This is a genomic window from Pseudomonas vlassakiae (assembly GCF_014269035.2).
Lineage (GTDB): Bacteria > Pseudomonadota > Gammaproteobacteria > Pseudomonadales > Pseudomonadaceae > Aquipseudomonas > Aquipseudomonas vlassakiae.
Map to the genome: position 1 here is coordinate 63,690 of NZ_JABWRP020000019.1, position 20,019 is coordinate 83,708.

The following is a 20,019-nucleotide window of genomic DNA, read 5'->3' on the forward strand; positions in this document are numbered from 1 at the left end:
CTGAGCGGAGTCGCAGGCCATGGCAGACGTATTCGAAACAGGTGCAGGCAAGTACAGCGCCTTCCCCCGCGACCTCCTGGCCCAGGCCCGCCTGCAAGCGGGCGACGAGCGTCTGCTCAACTGCCTGGAGCGCCTGGCCAACGACACCCCCGACCGCTTCATCCAGCGCCTTGGCCTGACCCTGCATTACCCGGTGCTGGCCACCCAGCTACTGCTGGCCAGCACTGCGCGCTTCGACACGGTCAGCCTGGCCCAGTGCCTGAAGCACGAGTTCGTGATGATCGAGCAGGACGGCCAACTGATCGGCGTGTTCGCCGACCCCTTCGACCACGCCCGCCTGGCCTGGATCGACGACAACCTGCAAGGCGCGCCGCTGTACCTAGCCCACGCTGCCGACCTGGCCACCTTCCTGGCCCGCCACGAAGAAAGCTTCCATGCCGTCGATGCCCTTGATCATGACCCGGAAACCAGCGGTGAAAGCGACCCGCTGCAACGCCTGTCGCTGACCAGCATCAGCGAAGACCAGAGCAAGGTGGTGAAGCTGGTCAACTCCACCCTGTACGACGCGCTCAAACAGCACGCCAGCGACATCCACCTGGGGATGACTGGCCAAGGCCTGGTCATCAAGTACCGCATCGACGGCGTGCTCAATGGCGCTGGCAAGGCCAGTGGCAGCGCCTTCGCCGATCAGGTGATCTCGCGCATCAAGGTCATGGCCGAGCTGGACATCGGTGAAAAACGCGTACCCCAGGATGGCCGCTTCAAGGTCGCCATCGGCGAGCGGCAGATCGATTTCCGGGTGTCGATCATGCCGAGCATCTTCGGTGAGGATGCGGTGCTGCGGGTGCTTGACAAGCAGGACCTGTCCGACCGCGTCAGCGGTGTGCAGCTACAGGCCCTCGGTTTTGCCGAGCAAACCCTGTGCGCCCTGCGCCGGCTGGCCTGCGAGCCCTACGGCATGATCCTGGTCACCGGCCCCACCGGCAGCGGCAAGACCACCACCCTGTACGCCATGCTCAGCGAGATCAACCATGGCGTCGACAAGATCATCACCATCGAAGACCCGGTCGAGTACCAGCTGCCCGGCGTGCTGCAGATTCCGGTCAACGAGAAGAAGGGCCTGACCTTTGCCCGTGGCCTGCGCTCGATCCTGCGCCATGACCCGGACAAGATCCTGGTCGGAGAGATCCGCGACCCGGACACCGCACAGATCGCCGTGCAGTCGGCGCTGACCGGCCACCTGGTGTTCACCACCATCCACGCCAACAACGTCTTCGATGTGATCGGCCGCTTCAGCCAGATGCAGGTCGACCCCTACAGCTTCGTCTCCGCCCTCAACGCGGTGCTGGCGCAGCGCCTGATCCGCCTGGCCTGCCCGCACTGCTGCACGCCGTGCGAGGTCGATGACCACGCCCTGGCCGCCTCGGGCCTGACCCGCGAAGCGGTCAGCGGCTGGACATTCGTTCGCGCCCAGGGCTGCGGCCAGTGCCGTGGCAGCGGCTACCGCGGCCGCAGCGCGATTGCCGAACTGCTGCACCTGGACGACGACCTGCGGCAGATGATCGTCGAACGCCGCCCCCTGTCGCAGATCAAGCAGCTGGCCTGCCAACGCGGCCTGCGCCTGCTGCGTGCCTCGGCCCTTGACCTGGTCCGTGATGGCCGCACCACTCTCGAGGAGATCAACCGTGTCACATTCATCTGATCGTGGCTCTTGCAAGTACAGCGCCGTGCTCGGCGCCGACGGGGTCGGCCTGGGTCGCTCGTGCGGCAACCAAATGCAGTGGCTTGGCAGCCGCGCATTCACCTGCGATGCCGCGCAACCGGCCTGGGAAGCGGCCTTGCAAGCCTTGGCTGCACTGCTTGCCGAACACGCCGTCAAGAGCGCCCCGTTGCGCGTGCTGCTGTCGGCCCGTTACAGCCGCTTCTGCCTGGTGCCGTGGAGCGATGCCATCGGCCAGCCTCGCGAGCTGGATGCCTACGCCCGGGCCTGCTTCGAGCAGCTCTACGGCCAGTCGCTCGGTGACTGGCGCATCGTCCTTTCGCCGGAGCCCGCCGGGGCCGCACGTATCGCCACCGCGCTGCCAGAAGCCCTGCTGCTGGGGCTGCAGAGCCTGGGGCGGGACAGCCGCTTGAGCCTGCGCTCGGTGCAGCCCTACCTGATGGCTGCCTACAACCGCTGCTCGGCGCAGCTGGAGCAGGGCGACTTCCTGTTCGTGCTCGCCGAACCCCGCCGCAGCGTGCTGCTGCTGGCCGCTGGCGGTGCCTGGCAACAGGTGCTGGCCCAAGGCTGCGCTGACAGCGACCAGGCCCTGCAGGCACTGATCGAACGCACCTGTGAGCTGTACGGCGAGCGACTGCCACGGGTGTACCTGCATGCCGCAGGGCGCGGCGACGTACCGCAACTGGCGGCCGTGCAGTTGTGCCAGCCGGCTGGCGACAGCGACCCGCTGTGCGCCATGTGGCAGGCGGTGGCCTGACATGCGCCGCCTCGACCTGGAATTTCAGCCCCGTCGCAGCGGCCCGTTGGCCTGGTCGCTGCTGGCCCTGGGCGCAGTCGCAGTCGCCGGGCTGGTGCTGGTGCACCAGCAGCTGCAGGCCGAGCAGGCAGACCTGGAAACCCAGCTGCACAGCCTGGAACTGCAACTGGGCCGCCGCCCGGCCCCGGTCGCCCCGCAGAACAGCGCCGCCAGCCGCGAACAGGCCGAACGCCTGGCGCAGATGCGCAGCGTCTCGCAGCAACTGCAACGGCCCTGGCAACAGCTGTTCGCCATGCTCGAAGCGCAGCCACAGGACGACGTGGCACTGCTGACCCTGACCCCGGACGCGCGCAAGGGCCAGGTGCGCATCACGGCCGAGGCCCGCAACCTGGAAGCGATGCTGCAGTACCACCAACGCCTGGAGCAAAGCGACGCGCTCAGCGATGTCTCGCTGCTCAACCACGAAGTGCTGGCCGGGCAACCCGAGCACCCGGTGCGCTTCAACCTTACTGCGACCTGGGAGATTGGCCATGCGCGTCCCTAGTCTGATCATTCATGAGCAACTGCGCCGCATCGGACCGGTCGGCCTGGGCGCCGCCGCCGTCGCCGTGCTCGCCGTCGGTGTCGCCATGCTTGGCGTAGCCCCCGAGTGGCAGGCCGTGCGCGAACTGCGTGCCAGCGAAGCGGATGCCAGCGTGCAGGTCGAACGGGTCAAGCGCGGCGAGCTGAAGATTGCCGTCAAGCCCGAGCAACAGGCGCTGGACAGCCTGCGCCAGCAACTGCCCGGGCAGCCTGAAGCGAGCGAGCTGATCGAGCGCCTGTACCACCTGGCCAGCGCCGAGCACATCAGCCTGGCGCGTGGCGAATACGCCCTGGGGGTCGATCCCAAGACCCAGCTGTCGCGCTACCAGATCATCCTGCCAGTACGTGGCAGCTACCCGCAGATCCGCGGCTTCCTGCGCGGGCTGATCGGCCAGCTGCCGACCCTGGTGCTCGAAGACCTCGAACTGCAACGCAAGACCATCGGCGATACCGAACTCACCGGCCGGGTGCGCCTGACCCTCTACCTGTCGAGGTCGTGATGAATACACAACGCGCAGTGATATGGGTCGGGTTCCTGGGCGTGTCGGCAGCGCTGGCATGGGCGCCGGGGCACTGGTTCAACCAGGAAGACAGCGTCGCACCTTTCGCGGGCAAGCCCGCTCCCACAAGGTCGGCGTCGCATGCGCAACCTGTGGGAGCGGGTGAGCCGGCGAAAGGGCCGGAACAGGCCTCCAGAGATCTGTTCCCACCCCAGCAATGGACCAAACCACAAACCTTGGCCACCGTCACCGAGCAACCCATAGCCGCCGCGCCCGTGGTAGCCGCAACCCCAACCGCCCCGGCGCTGCCGTTCCAGTTCGTCGGCCGCATGGGCGACCGCGACGACCTGCAGATCTTCCTGCAGAGCGGCGAAAAGCTCTACGTCGTGCGCAAGGGCGACGTGATCGACAGTACCTATCGCCTCGACAGAGTCTCGGCCAATGAGCTGGACCTGGTTTATCTGCCTTTGCATCAGTCACAGACCTTGTCTGTAGGGAGCGCACCATGAAGTCGTCGAAACTGTGCAAGCCTGCTCCGTTCATGCTCCTGGCGCTGTGCGTGGCCATTGCCGGCTGCGGCTCCAGCGGGGTGCGCAAGGACAGCGCCGAGCTGATGAAGGAGGGCCAGTACGAGGCCGGCATCGCCCGCCTGGAAGAGGCCCTGAGCGAGAACCCGCGCGACACGGAGCTGAACATCGCCCTGGCCCACGGCCGCCAGGCAGCGGTGGAAGCGCTGATCAGCCAGGCGGATGCCGACCGCATCCGCCACGACTTCAGCAGCGCCCGCACCGGCTACAGCAGGGTGCTGACCCTCGAGCCGAACAACCGCCGTGCCCAGGAAGGCATCCGCCATCTGGAGCTGATCCGCACCCTCGACGAGCGTGTCGCGCTGGGCCAGGCTGCGCTGCGCCAGGGCGACCTGTTCGGCGCCGAGCGCTACATGCGCGAAGTGCTGCGCCTGGACCCACAGAACCAGAAGGGCGTGGCCCTGCGCACCGACATCGAGAACGTCCAGGCCCGCACTGCAACGCCTTACCCGCAGCTGCGCAGCAAGCTGGAGCGCCCGGTCACCCTGGAGTTTCGCGACGCCGGCCTGAAGACCATCTTCGAGGTGCTGTCGCAGGTCGCCGGCATCAACTTCATCTTCGACAAGGACCTGCGCCCGGACATGAAGGCCACCATCTTCGTGCGTGACGTGCGCATCGAGGATGCCGTGGCGCTGCTGCTGGAGCAGAACCAGTTGCGGCAGAAGATCGTCAACGACAATACCTTGCTGATCTACCCCGATTCACCGCAGAAGACCAAGGACTACCAGGAACTGGTCATGCGCACCTTCTACCTGACCAGCATCGACGCCAATACCGCGCTGAACATGGTCAAGACCATGCTCAAGACCCGTGACGTGTTCGTCGACGAACGCCTCAACACCCTGACCATGCGTGACACCCCCGACGCCGTGCGCATGGCCGAGAAGCTGCTGCAGTCGCAGGACCAGTCCAACCCCGAAGTGGTGCTGGAAGTGGAGGTGATGGAAGTCGCCACCTCGCGCATCCTCGACCTTGGCCTGCAATGGCCCAACACCTTCGGTGTGCTGACCGACGACGGCAACCCGGTCAGCGTGCTCGACCAGCTGCGCGGCATCAACTCCAGCCGTATCAGCATCTCGCCGGCACCGCAGGCCAAGATCAATGCCCAGGACAAGGACGTCAACACCTTGGCCAGCCCGGTGATCCGCGTCAGCAACCGCGAGCAGGCGCGTATCCACATCGGCCAGCGGGTACCGATCATCAGTGCCACTTCGGTACCGTCCACCCAAGGCCCGGTGATCACCGAAAGCGTGACCTACCTGGACGTCGGCCTCAAGCTCGAAGTGCAGCCGACGGTGCACCTGAACAACGAAGTGGCGATCAAGATTGCCCTGGAAGTGAGTAACGCCACTCCCCTGGAGGCCACCCGCCAGGGCACCATCCCGGTCCAGGTCGATACCCGCAACGCGCAGACCAGCCTGCGCCTGCACGACGGCGAAACCCAGGTGCTGGCCGGCCTGGTGCGCAACGACCACAACGCCGCCGGCAACAAGATCCCCGGCCTTGGCGACATCCCTGGCCTGGGGCGGCTGTTCGGCAGCAACAAGGACGACATGAGCAAGTCCGAGCTGGTGCTGGCGATCACCCCACGGATCGTGCGTAACCTGCCGTACCAGAGCCCTTCGGACATGGAGTTCGGCACCGGCACCGAGTCGAGCATGCAGGTGCGCCAGGCGGCGCCGCTGCCCGTGCGTGATGTGCCAGGCGACGTGCCGAGCGATAGCCAGGACAGCGCCCCGGCGATCCAGAGCCAAGTGGCCACTGCCCCAGCCACCGTCACTGTGAGCCCACGGCCATGAAACGCCGCCAGCAGGGATTCAGCCTGATCGAAGTGGTGCTGACCCTGGCCCTGCTCGGGATGCTCGCGAGCATGGCTGCACCGTTGACCGAGACGGTGGTGCGCCGTGGCAAGGAGCAGCAGCTGCGCGAGGCGCTGTACCAGATCCGCGACGCCATCGACGCCTACAAGCGCGCCTTCGACGCCGGCTACATCGAGAAGCGCCTGGATGCCAGCGGCTACCCGCCGAACCTGCAGGTGCTGGTCGACGGCGTGCGCGATGTGCGCAGTGCCAAGGGCGCCAAGTTCTACTTCCTGCGGCGCATTCCCCACGACCCGCTGGTGGCGGCCAGGAACGAGGACGAAGGCGGTTGGGGCCTGCGTGCGTACGCCAGCAGCCCGGACAACCCGCGTGAAGGCGAGGACGTCTTCGACGTGTATTCCAAGGCCCGCGGCAAAGGCCTCAACAACATCCCTTACGGGCAATGGTGACAGCCATGAAGCGCAGCAAAGGCTTCACCCTGATCGAACTGCTGGTGGTGATGGCGATCATTGCCACGCTGATGACCATCGCCATGCCGCGCTACTTCAACAGCCTGGACAGCTCCCGCGAGGCCACCCTGCGCCAGAGCCTGGCGGTGCTGCGCGAAGCCCTGGACCATTACTACGGCGACACCGGCCATTACCCGGATTCACTGGAGCAACTGGTCGAGCAGCGTTACCTGCGCAATACCCCGGTCGACCCGATCACCGAGCGCAGCGACGCCTGGCAGCTGGTGCCACCGCCCGAAGGCGTGGCCGGCGGCGTCGCCGATATCAAGAGCGGTGCCACAGGGAGGGCGCGTGATGGCAGCCTGTTCGCCGAATGGTAAGGCCAGCGCCGGCTTCACCTACCTGGGCGTGCTGCTGCTGATCGCGATCAGCAGCGTGGCCCTGGCCGCTACCGGCACGGTGTGGTCAAGCGTTGCCCAGCGCGAGCATGAACGCGAACTGCTGTGGGTCGGTGGCCAGTATGCCCAGGCCCTGCGCAGCTACTATCGCGCCTCGCCAGGCCTGGCCCAGTACCCCAAGGAGCTGGCCGACCTGCTCGAAGACAACCGCTTCCCGGAGGCCAAGCGGCACATCCGCCGCCTGTACCCGGACCCGATCACCAACAGTGACGACTGGGGCCTGCTGCGTGCCATCGATGGCCGTATCACCGGGGTGCACAGCCGCTCCGATGCCACCCCGTTCAAGCGCAGTGGCTTCGACATGCAGTTTTCCGGTTTCGAAGGTCTGGAGCATTACAGCGACTGGCAGTTCGTTGCCGAGCAGGCCTTCAACGAAAGCGCCGGCGGCGCCCGTACCCATGCCGGCCCGGGAGACACGCCATGAAATGCCTGCACGCCCTGTGCCTGAGCCTGCTGTTGGCAGCCGGGTCGCCGGGCGCAGCCATGGCCGACGCCGAGGACGAGATGAAGGGTTTCATCGTCGACAACACCATCTCGCACATCGGCCACGACTTTTACTACTACTTCGCCGACCGCCTGCGCGCCACCAGCCGGCTGGATTTCAACCTGGTGGTACGCGAGCGCCCGGATGCCCGTTGGGGCAGCCTGGTGACCGTGGAGTTCGACCGTGACGTGCTGTACCGGCGCTTTCTGCCACCGAACGTCACGCAATTAAAAGAAGAGGCCGTCGCGGCCGCCGACCTGGTCAAGCAGGAAGTCATCCAGCGCAAGCTGCAACGGCTGCTGCAGGACACCACTGATCTGGATAGGGATGAGCTATGAACATGTGCATACCCCGTTACCTTGCGGCTGGCCTGCTGTTCGGCGCCTGCGCCGTCCACGCCACCGAACTGGTGTACACCCCGGTCAACCCGGCATTCGGCGGCAACCCGTTGAACGGCACCTGGCTGCTCAACAACGCCCAGGCGCAGAACGACCATGACGACCCGGACCTGAAGGATCGCGCGTCCGCCATCAACGGGACCTCGGCCCTGGAGCGCTTCAGCAACCAGCTGGAGTCGCGGATGCTGTCGCAGCTGATGGACAACATCAGCAACGGCAAGACCGGCAGCATGGCCACCGACGCGTTCCTGATCGATGTGATCGATGACTCCGGTGCGCTGAGCATCAAGGTCACCGACCGCGCCACAGGGGAAACGTCGCTCATTGAGGTCAGTGGCCTGAACCCCTGAGAGGGGCGGGTCGTTTAGCTGGGGAGAGAGCACCATGAAACGTCTGCTGAGCACTCTAGTGATTGTCGCCACACTTGCCGGCCTGCAAGGTTGTGGCCTGCGCGAGCCGATGCCGGCCGAGCAGGACAGCGAAACCCCGACCCTGACGCCGCGGGCCTCGACCTACTACGACCTGATCAACATGCCGCGCCCCAAGGGCCGCCTGATGGCCGTGGTGTATGGCTTCCGCGACCAGACCGGGCAATACAAGCCGACCCCGGCCAGCTCGTTCTCCACCAGCGTCACCCAGGGGGCGGCGAGCATGCTGATGGATGCGCTGAATGCCAGCGGCTGGTTCGTGGTGCTGGAGCGTGAAGGCCTGCAGAACCTGCTGACCGAACGCAAGATCATCCGTGCTTCGCAGAAAAAGCCCGACGTGCCGGAAAACATCATGAGCGAACTGCCACCGCTGCAGGCCGCCAACCTGATGCTCGAAGGCGGCATCATCGCCTACGACACCAACGTGCGCAGTGGCGGCGAGGGCGCCCGTTACCTGGGTGTCGACATCTCCCGCGAGTACCGGGTCGACCAGGTCACGGTCAACCTGCGCGCGGTGGACGTTCGCACCGGGCAGGTGCTGGCCAACGTCATGACCAGCAAGACCATCTACTCGATCGGGCGCAATGCGGGGGTGTTCAAGTTCATCGAGTTCAAGAAGTTGCTGGAAGCCGAGGTGGGGTACACCACCAACGAACCGGCGCAGCTGTGCGTGCTGTCGGCGATCGAGGCAGCGGTGGGGCATTTGCTGGCCCAGGGGATCGAACGGCGCCTGTGGCAGGTGGCCGGGGATCCGGGGGAGGGCAAGGCCGAGGTGGACAAGTTCCTCAGTCAGAATCAACCGCAATGATTGGTCTTGCGGCCTTTTCGCGGGCAAGCCCACTCTCACAGGTAGGGTGTGAACTCAAGCACAGCGCTGTCCCTGCGGGAGTGGGCTTGCCCGCGAAGAGGCCAATGCAGGCGATGAAACTCTTGAGCGGGCAGTACGGGTTCTAATGGGTGTTTTTCATGGGGTCCCGCAATTCGGCTATATAACGATCTACTGAGTAGATTATGTTTCCAAGGTACCTGTTGGGCATCTTGGGGAATGCCCTTCTGAGCTTGTCCATTGGATTAAGCCCTGCCAACCTGTCCTCGATCACGCTAAATCTAGCGACTCTGCTCCATTTAAGGTCCAGGTACTGAAACTTTCGGGTGTTCGTAGTGTTCCAGCTATGCAGAACAGCAGTCTCAGAGCTATTTATCCTTGGGGTTCCGCGAGAATACCCAAGCGGGTCCAGACTTTCAGGTAATCGTCCGGTCCTGTTAGCATAACTTTGTCTGGTTTGCGAACTTAAGGGCTGAGGATGTTTTACGCGCCACCGCTTTTGAAATCCATCGGATATACGCGGCGGCCTTCCGTGCTCACGATGCAGGTTGCCAGCAGGTCGAGAGGGCCCGGGCTGCTGTTGCTGCGGGGCGGCAGCCAAATTGACGCTCGGCGTTGGCCTATGGATCTTGACTAGTTTTGATTTGGTAGTGTGCGCAACCCTTGGATTCTGCGGCCAACGCCCATCGGGGTCAGAAAAATTGATGGGGTCTCCCGAGCAATAGGCGTAACTATTAATGCCACCCGATCCGAACGGGCTATGTTCATCGCAGGCGTAAAAACGCATAAGGGTTGGGCTATAGGCTCTGTAGCCCAATCCCAGCAGGTAGAAATGTTCATGAAAGAATTCGCCGTTGTAAAAAAGGTGGGCGATACTGGTTTGAGTACCATTCGTGTGCCCATAAGCGTTATAAAATACAGGGCTTGGTTTGTTGTCGCTGCTTGTGATGTCGGTTGTCGTGCTTCGCATAACTGCTCCATCCTTGATGGCAAGTGCAGGGAGGGTGAGCGTGGTTAATAGAACTGTTTTTTTACTGTGTCTACTGGCAAGAATGTCAGCCATCCTGGCTTGCGCAAGGTCAGACTCGACCTGCTCCGGCCTCTTCGCGCGTGAACCCGCTGCCACATCCTGTCCCGCCATGGTTGTCTGCCTCGGCGCATGACTGAAGCCCTGCAAACAAGGCGGACAGCGGTGACCTCACAGGAATGATTGGCCCGAAACAGATCTAGAAGCGGATTTATCCGCGATGCGCCGCGCGGGCGGCGCTCGATCTCACAGGCACTGCAAATGCACCGTCGGACACAGCTGTTCACCCCGCCTTGCGCAAGGTCAGATTAATCCGCCGCTCGCCCATCCGCGGATGCATCCCCGGCTTTATCGGCAACACACCATGAAAGCGCAGCCGGTCTTCGCCACCCCACACCAGCACATCACCATGGTTCAACGGTATCCGCTGAGTCCTGTCCGAACGCTGCAAGCCACCAAGCAGGAACACCGCCGGCAACCCCAGCGAAATCGAAACGATCGGCTGGCCAAAGTCCTGCTCGTCACGGTCCTGGTGCAGGCTAAGGCGGGTGCCGGGCAGGTAGTGGTTGACCAGGCAGGCATCCGGCACGAAACCTTCGAAACCGGCCGCTGCTGCTGCACGGCCTGCCAGTTCGAGCAGGACCTGGGGCAGGGCAGGCCAGCGTTGCCCGCTGACCGGGTCGGTGGGGCTGTAGCGATAACCCTTGGCATCACTGACCCAACCCGGTGAGCCGCAGTTGGTCAACGCCACCGCCATGTTCAGGCCGCCCGGGGTCTTCATGTGCCGGAACGGCGCGGCACGCAGCACCGGGCGCAGAGCGTCGAGCAGCGGCTCGATGACGGCCAGGGCGAAGCCGGGCAGCAGCACGGTGTGGCTGGCCAGGCGCTGCGGCTGGGGGCCGAACAGGTCGAGGTCGGACTGGATCATGGTGACGGCATGATGAGGGAAGGTGTGAGGCATTGTAAGGCGTACACGGTCATTGTGGGAGCCGCGCTTGCCGGCGAGCGCGGGTCCCACAATCGTGTCAGCTTCATCAGGTTAAGCGCAGGTCGAGGTCGGGCTGGGGCTTGGTGCTCACATCGAACATACCAACTCAAAACGCTACCGCTGCTTGCCTGCTTGGCATATTTACAGCGAGACGTCGGAGGTTAGGCATAACCGCTTCTGCTAAGTTCTACAACTGATATATTTGACAGTTGTGCAATTCCAGTTCGTACCTGATGCTCGATGAATATCCTCAGGGTATTCGAGTATGCACATGATGAACGTAAGAGTTTATACGCCCTTCGGCTTTACTTCGGTAGTGCCAGGAGGGCTCTTGGTGGGGTTTAATGGCGAGCGAAGAGATTCCAGTATAGAGTGTGATATTTTAGGGCGCGGCAGAAGGGTATATAGCCCAGTGTTAATGAGGTTTTTCTCTGCAGATGCGTTAAGCCCTTTTTTTGAGGGTGGACTGAATGCATATTCCTATTGCGAAGGTGATCCGGTCAACTATTCGGACCCTAGCGCGATGAATCGGTGGGCTACAATTGTGCGCCAAAAGGTATTTGCAAGCGGTCGCCGTGCAGAGCTGAAAAGAAAACTACCGCTTCAGCAGCAAGCGCTCGATCTTAGCGTATCGCCTGAGTCGCGCATTACTGCGGGGCATTTGAAGCGAACAGGCTCGCCAATTGAGCAACGTCATGTCTCGCCAAAGCGTATGAAAGATTCAGCCTCTGCGAACCGGACAGCTGTAGACAAGGTGGTCAACCTCATGCAGGGTAAAAGGGTTGAGAGCGTAGGAAAAGAGGCAGATAAGATGCTTGATTATCTGAAGGGGCGGGCAGCGGCTTATGACGCAAAAACACACAGAGGGACACTCTCAACGCTAACGGAAAGGGAGAAAATAGTGGGTCTCGCTATTGGTGAAGGTCTCATGTTTGATGGGAGCATAACGTATTATTCTGGGGTAAAAAAGATGTATCCCGATATGAATCGGGAGAAAGCTAATTCATTAGCCGCTCGGATTAGAAAGTATGCGAATTCTGTCAGGAAGTCTGAGGGTCTGGAGTAGCGTGTTATAAAATCGGTGCCTTCTTGCAAGGAGTATCGAGAGCTTTTTTGAATTCGGATATATCAAATATCGAAATCTAAAAAGGAACCGCGACGCCAGGGAGAGGAGACGCCGCGGTTCAAGGGGGGAGCCGATTAGCGTTGGGTAGCGGTGGCCGTGTTGCCGTTGCCCATCTGGCTGATGGTAGCGCTCTGATAGGCGCCGCTCTGGTTGACGATGGCGGCGTTGTTGTTGCCGCCCTGGGTCACGTAGGCGACGTTGGCGCTGTCAGCCTGCTTGATGGTGGCGCTGTTGCCACTCCCGTACAGCTGGGTGGTATAGCTCTGGTTGGCATAGCCGGACTGGTCCAGGTTGATGCTGTTGCCACTGCCGGTGGACGAGCCGTAGGCATAGTTGTCGGTGCCGCGCTGGTCGGCGATGAGGCTGTTGTCGCTCCCGTTCTGATCGAAGTACAGCTCGTTGTAGCTGTCAGCCTGCTTGGTCTGCATGGTGTTGCCGGTGCCTTTCTGGCTCAGCGTGGCCAGTTGGTACGCGCCGTTCTGGGTCAGGTTGGCGCTGTTGCTGGTGCCGTTCTGGTGGACCGTGGCAGTCTGGTTATTGCCGAACTGCCCGCCCAGCTTGTCGCCTTTCCAGTTGCTGGCCAGGACCTTGTTGCCGTTGCCCTTGCTGTTGACGGTCAGGCTCTGGTTGTCACCGGTCTGGTAGGTGAAGCTGCTGTTGTTCTTGCCGCCCTGGGAGACGGTGGTGTTCGAATTGTTGGTCTCGAACTGATCCGACCAGCTGGCGTTGGACTGGCCCTGTTGATACAGGTTGGCGACGTTTTCCTTGCCGAAGCTCTGGTCGATGTAGCCTTCGTTGGTCTGGCCGGTCTGGTTGACCGTGGCGCGGCTGCCGGTCTGGGTGTCCTGCCAGACCTCCACCGAGCTGCCGGTGCCGTACTGGTCGATGGCGATCGTGCCGCCGTTGCCATCGCGCTGGTCACCGTAGGCGAAGTTCTGCTTGCCTTGCTGGTAGATCTGCACATAGCCGTCGTTGTGCAGGATGTGCTCGGAGGCGGCGTAGTTGTCCTGGCCATCCTGGCTGATGTTGGCGCGGTTGTTGCTGCCGCCGAACAGCTGCTCGACGAAGGCTTCGTTGCGCTGGCCGCTCTGGCTGGTGGTGGCCTGGCTGCCGGTCTGGCTGTCCTGCCACACGGTCGAGCGGTTTTCGCTGCCTTGCTGGTGCTGCAGCGACTGGTTGTTCTCGCCCACCGACTGGCTGGCGAAGGCATCGTTGTAGGACCCGGCGGCCTGCTGGGTGATCTGGCTGCCATTTTCGAACAGCTGCTCAGCGTAGCCGGCGTTGTACGACCCGCTGGCGCTCTGGTTGATGGTGCTGGTGCTGTTTTCCTGCACCGCCAGGTGGTTGTGGCCCTTGCCGGTCTGGGTCTGGGTGGCCGCGGCGAACGGCGCCACCGTCTGCTGCACTTCGGCGATGTTCTGGTTACCGTTCTGCGACTGGTTCGAGGTGCTGTCGTCAGCCATGACCTGGCCGGCCAGGGCCAGGACGATCGCGGCGCTTAAGGGGGCGAGCTTGAACATGGTGGTGCCTCCAGGTCTATCGGTATTGGGTGATCTGAACACGCTGGCCATTGCCGGCCTGGGTCACTGAGCTGCTCAGGCCTGTGCCGGCCTGCTCGATACTGGCGCTGTTGTGGTTGCCGATCTGCTCGATGCTGGCATTGTTGCTGGTGCCGCTCTGGCGGATCGCAGCGCTGTTGCCATATCCCTGTTGGCTGATGCTGGCCATCAGGTCACTGCCTTCCTGCAAGATGTACGCCTCCTGTGCGCCCCCGGCCTGGACGATGCGGCCCAGCAGGACCTGGCCGTTCTGGTCGAGGGCGGCGCGGTTGCCGTTGCCTTGCTGCTCGATCACCGCCGCCTGACCGGCACCGACCGGCAGCAGGCGGATGATCACCGGGTCGCCGAGGTCGCTGCCGGGCGCAAGGTCGGCGTTGTCCATCAGGTCATCGGCCCCGGCCTGGCCCGCCAGGGCCAGGCTCAGCAGCAGTGGATACAGGCACTTCATGGCGTTCTCCTAGCCCTACTGCACAGTCACGTTGACGGTACGGGTACTGCCTTGGCTGCTCGTCACGGTGGCGGTCGGTGCGGCCGTCGGGACGATCGTGGTGCTGTTGCTCACCGTCAGGCGCCAGCGGCCGGTTACCGGTACCGTTGTGGTGCCGAGGGTCTGCACGCCGGTGGTGGTAGTCACCCGCACGGTGACGGTATTGCCGGTGGTCACTGACGAGGTCCCGCTAACATCCCAGTTGTAACGGTTGTTCGAGCGGGCCAGGACGGTGGCTGCGGTGACCGTGAAGGTCTCGCCGGCTGCAGGCCGTGGCTGCACGTTGACCGTGACGGTGGCCGGGGCGGAGACCGCGCCCAGGGAGTCACGCGCCTGGTAGGTGAAGGTGGTGGTGAACGCCGTGGTCACCGTGGCCGGAGGGGTGTAGCTGACCGTGGTGCCATCGGTGCTCACGCTGCCGCGCCCGGCGGCAGGCTGAGTCAGGTTGGCGACGGTCAATGGCACGTTGCCTTCCGGGTCGGTGTCGTTGGCCAACACGTTGATGGTCAGCGGCGCGGCCAGGGTGGTCACGGTTTCCGGGTTGGCGGTGGGTGCCTGGTTGGGCGCGACGTTGACGGTCACGGTGGCCGGTTGCGACTTCAGGCCCTTGGCATCCATTGCCCGGTAGGTGAAGGTGGCGACCACCGGCTGCGTGGCACCTGGCGGTGGGGTGTAAGTCACGGCGGTGCTACCGTTGAGGACCACGCTGCCCTGGCCGGTGGCCGGTTGGGTAACGTCGGTGATGCTCAGTGGCACGTTGCCGTCCGGGTCGCTGTCGTTGAGCAGCAGGTTCATCGTCAGCGGCACGCCGACGCTGGTGCTGCCGACATCGGCCTGGGCCAGCGGCGGCTGGTTGGCGGCCGACACCGGTGCGGTGCCGACCACCACCACCGGCTCTACATCCACGCCGCCATGGCTGGACTTGATGGTGACGGTGGCCGGTGGCTGGGCCAGGTCATTGACGGTGAGCGTTTGCAGGGTGCCGGACTTGGACAGCCGGCCATAGCCTTGGGCGACCATGTCCGGGATCAGCACTTCATCGCTGGAGCGCGCTTCGAGGGTCAGCCGCTTGTTGGCCCACTCGTAGCGTGCGGTGCTGACTTTGACCACATCGGACAGCTTGCTCGAAATGGCGGTCGGCTGGGTGTTGATGTCGCTGCTGCTGGCGGTCACCACCACCACCGGCGGCGGCGCCACCTGGCTCAGTTGCTGGCTGAAGAACAGCCCGTTGTTGTCCGACGTCATGCTGAACTGGCAAGGCGATGGCGGCGTGCCGACCAGTGCCAGGCCGTTACGGAAACAGACACTGGCGTCGCTTGGCGCCTTGGCGAATACCTCCACCCGGGTGCCGCCGGCATTGCGCGAGTAGGTCGCCCGCTCCAGTGACGCCGGCAGCTGCGGACGTTGGTCGAGCACCTTGCCGGAGACCGTGAACAGGTTGGTTTCGATGCGCCCGGGCGGGCCGTCGATGCGGATGAAGTTGGTGTTGAACGGGCTGCCCTTGATCGCTTCCGGGCGGTTGGGGTCACCGATGAAGGTGTCGGTGCTGCCGGTATCCGGGTTCACGGCGGTATAGGGAGCGCCCAAACCTTGGATGAACGGCCCGATTGCACCATTGAGCGCGCCGGTGAAGTTGCCCGGGGCGCCGATGCCGATGTCACGAGTGATGTTGATCGCCCGGCGGCCGGGTGTGGTGACGTTGACCGTCTCCACGCCGTAGGGGTGGGTGATGGTGTAGGTACCGGCAGTGGGCACCGAGACGCGCAGACGGATGCGGGCAAAGCTCTGCTGGTCACCGTCGACCGGGTTGCCACCAGCGAATGCCGCTTCTATGCCCGCCACATAGGCGTCGAGGGCATAGCCGCTGTTGCCAACGGCTGGAATACTGGTTTCCGCCAGGAACCAGAACATCTCCGAAGGCCAGTTGTCAGGGAAGACCAGGGGCAGGGTATCGTCGAAGACGCCCGGTTCTGGCAGCAGGGTGCACATGTAGGCCGGTGCACCGGGGGCGCCAGCGACCAGGGTGCTGACGGCATGCGAGCGGCACAGTTCCAGTGACAACCCATCGGTGTCCTTGTACCACAGCGGGAACCCACCGGTGGCGAAGGTGTAGGGGCCCGGGTCGACGTCGGACAGGGCAGCCCAGGCCGCACTGCTGAGAGTGAGGGAAAAACCGGCGGCCAACAGCGCGCGGCGTTGCCAAGTGTTCATGCTGCCTCCTTGAAGGCGGAGCCTTTGTCTGTTCATGGCACCAGCACCACGTCTTCGATGTCGCTGCCGCCATTGGCACTGGTGACCTGCACCTTGGCTGGCGGGACGGGTGACAAGTTGGCGCTCAGGCTTTTCTGCGCGCCGTCGCCGGTGAAGTTGCCGATGAAGGTGCCGTTGCCGGTGTGGGCAGTCATTGCCGGCGGGTTGGTTTCGTCACTGCTGGTGGCGATCAAGGTCAGGGTGGCATTGGCCAAGCTGTATTCGGCCTTGGTGATGGTGACCAGGTCGGTGAGCGGCAGGCTGGCCTGGGTCACGCTGCTGGTGGGAATGGCCACGCTGTTGTCGGCGCTGATCAGCAGGCTGGTCGGCAGTGCCGGGTTGAGTGCCGACTGGGCATACCAGGTACCTGTGCCATTGGCTTCGGTCAGCGGCAGGTTAGGCGCCTGGCTGGTCAGGGTGGCGCTGCCAGGCGGTGGCGGCGCCAGCACGAACATGTCTTGCTGGGCGCGCAGGTCGCCGTTCTCGGTGTGCCGCGAGTAGGTGCTGCGCAAGGGGATCAACGGCGTCGGTCGGGCTACGGCGGAAAGCTTGCCGGAAACGGCGAACAGGTCCGTGCGCAAGTCGATGCCGTTGGGGCCTTCGATGCGTACGAAGTTGGTGTTGAACGGGCTGCCGGTGACCCGCTCGTTGAGGTTGGGGTCGCCGATGAATGTCTCGCTGCCTTCGGTGTAAGGGCCGTTGACGCTGCGCAGGAAGGGCCCGATATCGCCCTTCAGGGCGCCGGTAAAGGTGCCAGCGGAGCCGATGCCGATGTCGCGGGTCATGTTGATCGCCCGACGCCCGGCGGCGGGTACGTCGAACACCTCGACGCCGTAAGGGTGGGTGACCACGTAGGTGCCGGCCACGGGAACGTCGACCCGGATCCGCACGCGGGCGAAGCTGATCTGGTCGTTTTCTGCCGGGTCGCCACCGCCGAACGCGGCTTCGAGCGCGCTGACGTAGGTCAGGTTGACCCCCCGGGCGACATCGTTGATGGCAGCGTCGGCGGTGAACCAGAACGATTCATCCGGCCAGTTGCTCGGGAAGACCAACGGCTTGGTGTCGTCGAAGATGCCTGGGGCAGGCAACAGGGTGCACATGTACGCCGGTGCGCCAGGGGCGCCGGCGACGCGTGAACTCACCGCCTTGGACAGGCACAGGTCGAGGGTACGGCCGTGCGTGTCCTGGTACCAGGCGGCGTAGTGACCGTTTTCAGGTGTGTAGGGCCCGGTGTCGACGGCATACAGCGCTGCCTGCGCCGGGAGCTGGAACAGGCCGGCGACGATCGCCACTGCCAGCGTGTTGGATATCGGTCGGAGCATGAGTCGGTTCCTCCTGCTAACGGGCCCATGACTTGGGGCGTCTGGGAGGACCAGCGCAACAGCCGTGCCAATTTTTTCACATCAGGCTGCAGGCCTTGTGGCACTTGGGTTTCAGCGCGGCGGGGTGATCGAGCTGGATGATTTTCCGGTGGGCGGTGTTCCCCAGTATTGGGGTTAGCGTTGGGTTGGGGGCATGGCTTGAGGGGGTGGCGTCTGGGAGATCGAGCGGCACACCTCTCAAGGCATGCACCTCGACGCCCACCATAATCTCCCGCACACTGCGCAAAAGATACCAAGCCCGTAGCCTTGACCCCAGAGGCCACAGCTGGAGCAAAAAATGGCGCGACAATTTCCCATAACAAACGCCCAAGACCCACTGCACGAATCCCGCCAGGCCCGCATGCGTCTGGCCAGCGAAGGTGAGCTGCCGCTGGGCATGCTGCGCGATGAAATCGACGCCTCCTGGCGCCGCAGCCTCGGCCATGGCCTGGATTGCCTGCAAGGCGAGCAAGTCGGCGTGGGCCTGCAGCAGGGCCAGGACCTGCGCATGCTGCTGGAACGCAACCGGCTGCTGATGGACGCCGTCACCCCCGAACTGGACTACCTGGTATCACGCCAAGGCAAGGCTGGCATCGTCATCCTCGGCGATGCCCAGGCCAACGTGCTGGCCATCGAGGGGCAGAAGCATGTACTGCAACGCGAAGGCCTGCGCGACCTGCACCCCGGCAGTTGCTGGAGCGAGTCGCTGCGCGGCACCAACGCCATCGGCACCGCCGTGGTCGAAGGCCGGCCGACGCTGATCAACTGTGGCGAGCATTACCTGGACCGGCTCAGCCCGTTCTCCTGCACCTCGGTACCGCTGCGCGACCCGCGCGGCGAAGTGATCGGCGTGCTCGATGTCACCCGCGAAGGGGTCATGGCCCAGCCGCAGGACAGCCTGAGCGTGCTGATGCTGGCGGCTGGCAATATCGAGAGCAGGATGTTCGGCCTGTGCCATCCCGAGCAACTGGTGCTGGCGTTCCACAGCCGCCCGCAATACCTCAACAGCGCCTGGCACGGCCTGCTGGCGCTAAGCCTGGACGGCGAAGTGCTGGCCGCCAACGACAGCGCCTGCCAGTTGCTCCAGGTGCCGCGCCAGGGCCTGATCGGGCGGCGCAGCAGCGACCTGCTGGGTGAGCGTTCACCGGCCTTCATCGCCCGCCTGTGGCAGGGTGGCGTAAGCAACGTGCAGACGGCCAAGGGCGAATTCTTCTTCCGTGCGTTGCAGCTGCCGCGGCACAGCCCGCTCAATGGCAGCGCGGCGCAGGCCAAGCCGGCGGTGGCTAACAAAACCCCTGCGCTGGAGGCCTTGGCCGGGGCTGACGCGCGCTTGGCACGCAACCTGCGCATGGCCCGCCAGGGCCTGGGCAATGGCCTGCCGGTGTTGTTGCTGGGCGAGACCGGTACCGGCAAGGAAGTGGTCGCCCGTGCCCTGCACCAGGCCAGCCCGCGTGCCGACAAACCGTTCGTTGCGGTCAATTGCGCGGCGATTCCCGAGGGGCTGATCGAATCCGAACTGTTCGGCTACCGCGAGGGCGCCTTCACCGGCTCGCGTCGGGGCGGCATGGTCGGGCGGCTGATGCAGGCCCATGGCGGCACGCTGTTCCTCGACGAGATCGGTGACATGCCGCTGGCCCTGCAGGCCCGGCTGTTGCGCGTGCTGCAGGAGCGCCGGGTGGCGCCGCTGGGTGCGGGCGATGAGCAGGACATTGACGTGGCGTTGATCTGCGCCACCCACCGCGACCTCAAGCGCCTGGTACAGGAGCAGCACTTTCGCGAAGACCTGTACTACCGGGTCAACGGCGTGTCCCTGCGCCTGCCGGCCCTGCGCGAGCGCGATGACCTGGCGAACATCATCGAGGGCTTGCTGGACAAGTCCGGCGCCAAGGGCGTGAGCCTCGACCCGGCCCTGGCGGCGCTGCTCGAAGGCTTCGACTGGCCGGGTAACATCCGCCAGCTGGAAATGGTCGTGCGCACCGCCCTGGCCATGCGCGAGGATGGCGAGCAGGTGCTGACCCTCGACCACCTGACCGATTGCCTGCTGGATGAGCTGGCCAGCGGCACGGCGCCCTCGGGTAGCCTCAAGGACAACGAACTGGAACTGATCCGTGGCGCCCTGGCGCGCCACCAGGGCAATGTCTCGGCGGCCGCCGAAGCGCTGGGCATCAGCCGGGCGACGCTGTACCGCAAGCTCAAACAGTTGCGCGGCTGA

At 64.1% G+C, this 20,019-nt stretch carries 20 protein-coding genes; 14 read left to right on the top strand and 6 right to left on the bottom strand.

From position 1 onward, the window contains the following. Positions 1–19: 19 nt before the first annotated feature. The 12 genes from HU738_RS21570 to HU738_RS21625 are packed head-to-tail and all read left to right on the top strand — an operon-like array spanning position 20 to position 8,991. The gene (locus tag HU738_RS21570) at positions 20–1,702 is read left to right on the top strand and encodes a GspE/PulE family protein (protein WP_186602965.1); all 1,683 of its coding nucleotides are present in this window, start codon (positions 20–22) and stop codon (positions 1,700–1,702) included. Then, on the top strand, positions 1,686–2,477 hold the full coding sequence (locus HU738_RS21575) for a hypothetical protein (RefSeq protein WP_186602966.1): 792 nt from the start codon (positions 1,686–1,688) through the stop codon (positions 2,475–2,477). The genes HU738_RS21570 and HU738_RS21575 overlap by 17 nt, the downstream gene beginning before the upstream one ends. Position 2,478: 1 nt before the next feature. Beyond that, positions 2,479–3,021: a PilN domain-containing protein gene (locus tag HU738_RS21580; protein ID WP_186602967.1), complete on the top strand. Its 543-nt coding sequence runs from the start codon at positions 2,479–2,481 to the stop codon at positions 3,019–3,021. Then, positions 3,008–3,559 (top strand): GspMb/PilO family protein, encoded by a 552-nt coding sequence (locus HU738_RS21585; protein WP_186602968.1) that lies wholly within the window; start codon positions 3,008–3,010, stop codon positions 3,557–3,559. The genes HU738_RS21580 and HU738_RS21585 overlap by 14 nt, the downstream gene beginning before the upstream one ends. Then, a complete protein-coding gene (locus HU738_RS21590; RefSeq protein WP_186602969.1) occupies positions 3,559–4,068 on the top strand; it encodes a hypothetical protein in 510 nt (169 codons plus the stop codon). The genes HU738_RS21585 and HU738_RS21590 overlap by 1 nt, the downstream gene beginning before the upstream one ends. Further along, positions 4,065–5,945, top strand: a complete 1,881-nt coding sequence (locus tag HU738_RS21595; protein ID WP_186602970.1) for a secretin GspD/PilQ domain-containing protein — start codon at positions 4,065–4,067, stop codon at positions 5,943–5,945. The genes HU738_RS21590 and HU738_RS21595 overlap by 4 nt, the downstream gene beginning before the upstream one ends. After that, positions 5,942–6,415, top strand: a complete 474-nt coding sequence (locus HU738_RS21600) for a type II secretion system protein (protein ID WP_176510364.1) — start codon at positions 5,942–5,944, stop codon at positions 6,413–6,415. The genes HU738_RS21595 and HU738_RS21600 overlap by 4 nt, the downstream gene beginning before the upstream one ends. 5 nt (positions 6,416–6,420) lie before the next feature. Then, positions 6,421–6,795 carry a type II secretion system protein gene (locus HU738_RS21605; RefSeq protein WP_054885274.1) on the top strand — a complete coding sequence of 125 codons (375 nt, stop codon included), beginning with the start codon at positions 6,421–6,423 and terminating at the stop codon, positions 6,793–6,795. Further along, positions 6,770–7,297 carry a type II secretion system protein gene (locus HU738_RS21610; protein WP_186602971.1) on the top strand — a complete coding sequence of 176 codons (528 nt, stop codon included), beginning with the start codon at positions 6,770–6,772 and terminating at the stop codon, positions 7,295–7,297. The genes HU738_RS21605 and HU738_RS21610 overlap by 26 nt, the downstream gene beginning before the upstream one ends. Continuing rightward, complete coding sequence (gene csgE, locus HU738_RS21615) at positions 7,294–7,695, top strand: curli production assembly/transport protein CsgE (protein ID WP_176510367.1); 402 nt, start codon at positions 7,294–7,296, stop codon at positions 7,693–7,695. Before HU738_RS21610 ends, csgE begins: the two co-directional genes overlap by 4 nt. Further along, positions 7,692–8,105 carry a curli assembly protein CsgF gene (locus HU738_RS21620; protein WP_186602972.1) on the top strand — a complete coding sequence of 138 codons (414 nt, stop codon included), beginning with the start codon at positions 7,692–7,694 and terminating at the stop codon, positions 8,103–8,105. The genes csgE and HU738_RS21620 overlap by 4 nt, the downstream gene beginning before the upstream one ends. A 34-nt stretch (positions 8,106–8,139) precedes the next feature. Then, the gene (locus HU738_RS21625) at positions 8,140–8,991 is read left to right on the top strand and encodes a CsgG/HfaB family protein (RefSeq protein ID WP_186602973.1); all 852 of its coding nucleotides are present in this window, start codon (positions 8,140–8,142) and stop codon (positions 8,989–8,991) included. A 142-nt stretch (positions 8,992–9,133) separates the two neighbouring features. Here the strand turns inward: HU738_RS21625 and HU738_RS26410 are convergent, their stop codons facing one another. Then, complete coding sequence (locus HU738_RS26410) at positions 9,134–10,150, bottom strand: RHS repeat-associated core domain-containing protein (protein ID WP_186602974.1); 1,017 nt, start codon at positions 10,148–10,150, stop codon at positions 9,134–9,136. A gap of 169 nt (positions 10,151–10,319) precedes the next feature. Further along, positions 10,320–10,964, bottom strand: a complete 645-nt coding sequence (gene alkB, locus HU738_RS21635) for a DNA oxidative demethylase AlkB (protein ID WP_186602975.1) — start codon at positions 10,962–10,964, stop codon at positions 10,320–10,322. Positions 10,965–11,295: 331 nt separating this feature from the next. Here alkB and HU738_RS21640 point away from each other — a divergent pair, with 331 nt between their 5' ends. Beyond that, on the top strand, positions 11,296–12,090 hold the full coding sequence (locus HU738_RS21640) for an RHS repeat-associated core domain-containing protein (protein ID WP_225923515.1): 795 nt from the start codon (positions 11,296–11,298) through the stop codon (positions 12,088–12,090). A gap of 134 nt (positions 12,091–12,224) precedes the next feature. Here HU738_RS21640 and HU738_RS21645 read toward each other — a convergent pair whose 3' ends face one another. Genes HU738_RS21645 through HU738_RS21660 form a run of 4 tightly spaced genes read right to left on the bottom strand, consistent with a single transcriptional unit; the run spans position 12,225 to position 17,768 of the window. After that, entirely contained in the window at positions 12,225–13,670 is a 1,446-nt protein-coding gene (locus HU738_RS21645; protein ID WP_186602977.1) for a curlin, read from the bottom strand. 16 nt (positions 13,671–13,686) lie between these two features. Continuing rightward, the gene (locus HU738_RS21650) at positions 13,687–14,157 is read right to left on the bottom strand and encodes a curlin (RefSeq protein WP_186602978.1); all 471 of its coding nucleotides are present in this window, start codon (positions 14,155–14,157) and stop codon (positions 13,687–13,689) included. 15 nt (positions 14,158–14,172) lie between these two features. Continuing rightward, positions 14,173–16,407 (bottom strand): Ig-like domain-containing protein, encoded by a 2,235-nt coding sequence (locus HU738_RS21655; protein WP_186602979.1) that lies wholly within the window; start codon positions 16,405–16,407, stop codon positions 14,173–14,175. A gap of 32 nt (positions 16,408–16,439) precedes the next feature. Continuing rightward, a complete protein-coding gene (locus tag HU738_RS21660; RefSeq protein ID WP_186602980.1) occupies positions 16,440–17,768 on the bottom strand; it encodes a hypothetical protein in 1,329 nt (442 codons plus the stop codon). A gap of 337 nt (positions 17,769–18,105) precedes the next feature. On the opposite strand from HU738_RS21660, the gene HU738_RS21665 reads away from it, so the two are divergent. Continuing rightward, complete coding sequence (locus HU738_RS21665; RefSeq protein ID WP_186602981.1) at positions 18,106–20,019, top strand: sigma-54-dependent Fis family transcriptional regulator; 1,914 nt, start codon at positions 18,106–18,108, stop codon at positions 20,017–20,019.